Origin of the sequence: Ramlibacter sp. (assembly GCF_035706265.1) — a bacterium.
Lineage (GTDB): Bacteria > Pseudomonadota > Gammaproteobacteria > Burkholderiales > Burkholderiaceae_C > Ramlibacter.
Window position 1 is genome coordinate 1 of record NZ_DASSVG010000130.1, and the last position, 2,957, is coordinate 2,957.

The window sequence follows — 2,957 nt, forward strand, 5'->3', positions numbered from 1 at the left end:
GGTGGCGACGTTCCAGCCGAACTTCACCTCGCCGCCCAGGGCGCCCTTGTCGTCCTGGGGCTTGTAGGCGAACTCCACGTCCTTGTAGCTGCAGTGCACGTTCTCGACCACCTCGCCGTCGCCGTTGCTGCCCGGCGCGACGCTGGTGATGAACACTTCCTTCATGGCGACCGTCAGGTAGTCCTGCTGCCCGTCGCCGGCCTTGCGCACGGTGAGCTTCGCGGTCGGGAAGTGCTTGCCGGCCACGCAGTGCTTGGCCAGCACCGGCGAGGCCTTGTCGTAGCGGTGCACGAACTCGAAGTCGCCCGGGACCGCCTTGCCCTTGCCGGAGCCGCCGCCCATGGCGGAGCCGGAGGACTGCTGCACGCCCCAGTTCCAGGAGATCACGTCGATCTCGCCCTTGGGCTTGACCGACTCGCCGTCGATGCCGTCGAACTTGATGGTCACGTCGCTGCTCATGGAAACGCTCCTTGTGGGGGTGGAAAAGCCTTCAGGCCGCCTTGGCCGACGGCAGCTTGGAAACGAGCCGCAGCGACACCGTCAGGCCCTCGAGCTGGTAGTGCGGCCGCAGGAAGAACTTCGAGGTGTAGTAGCCCGGGTTGCCCGGGACTTCCTCCACCACCACCTCGGCGGCCGCCACCGGCTTCTGTGCCTTGATGGTCTGCGAGGAGTTGGCCGGGTCGCCGTCCACGTAGTTCATGATCCACTTGTTCAGGAACTTGGACATGTCCTCGCGCTCGCGGAAGGAGCCGATCTTGTCGCGCACCATGCACTTCAGGTAGTGGGCGAAGCGGCAGCAGGCGAACAGGTAGGGCAACCGCGCCGCCAGGTTGGCGTTGGCCGTGGCGTCGGGGTCGTCGTATTCGGCCGGCTTCTGCAGCGACTGCGCGCCGATGAAGGCGGCGAAGTCCGAGTTCTTCCGGTGCAGCAGCGGCATGAAGCCGTTCTTGGCCAGTTCGGCCTCGCGCCGGTCGCTGATGGCGATCTCGGTCGGACACTTCATGGCCACGCCACCTTCGTCCGTCGGGAAGGTGTGCGTGGGCAGGCCTTCCACCGCGCCGCCGGACTCCACGCCGCGGATGCAGGAGCACCAGCCATACAGCTTGAACGAGCGGTTGATGTTCACCGCCATCGCGTAGGCCGAGTTGGCCCACGTATAGGAGCCGTGCTCTCCGCCCGAGGTCTGTTCCTCGAAGTCGAATTCCTCCACCGGGTTGGTCTTGGCGCCGTAGGGCAGGCGGGCCAGGAAGCGCGGCATGGCCAGGCCGACGTAGCGTGCGTCTTCCGAGGCACGCAGCGAGCGCCAGGCCGCGTATTCCGGGGTGGTGAAGATCTTCGTCAGGTCGCGCGGATTGGCCAGTTCCTGCCACGACCCCATCTGCATCAGCGCGGGGCTGGCGGCGGCGATGAAGGGCGTGTGCGCCGAGGCCGCCACCTTGCTCATCTCGCCCAGCAGCTCCACGTCCGGCGGGCTGTGGTCGAAGTAGTAGTCGCCCACCAGGCAGCCGAAGGGCTCGCCGCCGAACTGCCCGTATTCCTCCTCGTAGACCTTCTTGAACAGCGGGCTCTGGTCCCAGGCCGTGCCCTTGTAGCGCTTCAGCGTCTTGCCAAGCTCCTGCTTGGTCATGTTCATGACGCGGATCTTCAGCATCTCGTCGGTCTCGGTGTTGTTCACGAGATAGTGCAGGCCGCGCCACGCGCTCTCCATCTGCTGGAAGTCGGCGTGGTGCAGGATCGCGTTGACCTGCGTCGAGATGCGCTTGTCGAGCTCGGCGATCATCGCCTCGATCGACACCATCACGTCGCTGCCGATCAGCGCCGTGTTCACCAGCGCCTGCTGCGCCAGCGTGAGCACGGCCTGTTCGACGGCGCTCTTGGCGTCGTCGGACTTGGGCTTGAACTCGCGGTTCAGGAGCGCCGCGAACTCGCCGCCCTGGAACTCGATGCCCTGCAGCGCGGAGGCCTGCGCTTCGGTGGTGGTTTCGGCCATGGCAGTGCTCCCCTCAGGCGTTGGTGGAAGAGTCCGCGTCGGCGCCCGGCTTGCGCGCATCGGCCAGGGCCTTGAGCAGCGCCGGGTCGGTGATCACGCGCGAGATCAGCTGCTCGGCGCCCGTCTTGCCGTCCATGTAGGTGAGCAGGTTCGCGAGCTGCTGGCGCGCCTCCAGCAGCTGCCGCAGGCCCTCGACCTTGCGCGCCACGGCGGCGGGCGAGAAGTCGTCCATGCTCTCGAAGGTGATGTCCACCGCCAGGTTGCCCTCGCCCGTCAGCGTGTTGGGCACCGGGAAGGCCACGCGCGGCTTCATGGACTTCATGCGGGCGTCGAAGTTGTCGACGTCGATGTCGAGGAACTTGCGGTCGGCCACCGGCGGCAGCGGCTCCGACGGCTTGCCGGAGAGATCGGCCAGCACCCCCATCACGAACGGCAGCTGCACCTTCTTTTCCGCCCCGTACAGCTCCACGTCGTACTCGATCTGCACGCGCGGGGCCCGGTTGCGGGCGATGAACTTCTGACTGCTGGTTGCCATGGTGGGCTCCTTGCGGGTTGCGGTTCAGGCGCGGGGCGTGCCCGCGAGCTTCTCGATCTGCTCCACCCCTTCGGGCAGCAGCTCGCGCACGATGTCGATGAAGTTGCGGTTCAACAACCGCTGCGAACGGCGGATCAGCAGCGGCGCCGGGTTGCTCGGTTCGTTGCGCTCGATCCACTCGCAGGCCCGTTCGAGCGCGCGGATCACGTCCTCGCGGCTGGCGAGCGGGCCCACGGCGGCCTGCACCGCGATGGCGGCGGGCGTGGCGACAATGGCGGGCACCTGCGCGCTGAGGGCGGGGGCGCCGCCGGCGCGCCGGCCGGCTTCGGCGACGCACTGCAGCAGCTTCTTGAGCGGCGCGAAGTCGAGCCCCTGCGCGGAGGCGAGGCGGCGGTCCAGCCCCTCGGCGATGGCCTGCACGGCGGCCAGGCC

General features: G+C 67.7%; 4 protein-coding genes. All 4 read right to left on the reverse strand.

What is annotated here, in order from left to right; genetic code table 11:
• A partial coding sequence (locus tag VFM98_RS05095; protein ID WP_325108815.1) for a type VI secretion system tube protein Hcp occupies positions 1–459 on the reverse strand: 459 nt, incomplete at its 3' end.
• A gap of 31 nt (positions 460–490) precedes the next feature.
• Positions 491–1,990 carry a type VI secretion system contractile sheath large subunit gene (gene tssC / locus VFM98_RS05100; RefSeq protein WP_325108816.1) on the reverse strand — a complete coding sequence of 500 codons (1,500 nt, stop codon included), beginning with the start codon at positions 1,988–1,990 and terminating at the stop codon, positions 491–493.
• 13 nt (positions 1,991–2,003) lie between these two features.
• Positions 2,004–2,525, reverse strand: coding sequence for a type VI secretion system contractile sheath small subunit (gene tssB, locus VFM98_RS05105; protein WP_325108817.1), 522 nt, complete (start codon positions 2,523–2,525; stop codon positions 2,004–2,006).
• Positions 2,526–2,549: 24 nt separating this feature from the next.
• On the reverse strand, positions 2,550–2,957 hold a 408-nt coding region (locus VFM98_RS05110), incomplete at its 5' end, for an ImpA family type VI secretion system protein (RefSeq protein ID WP_414708983.1).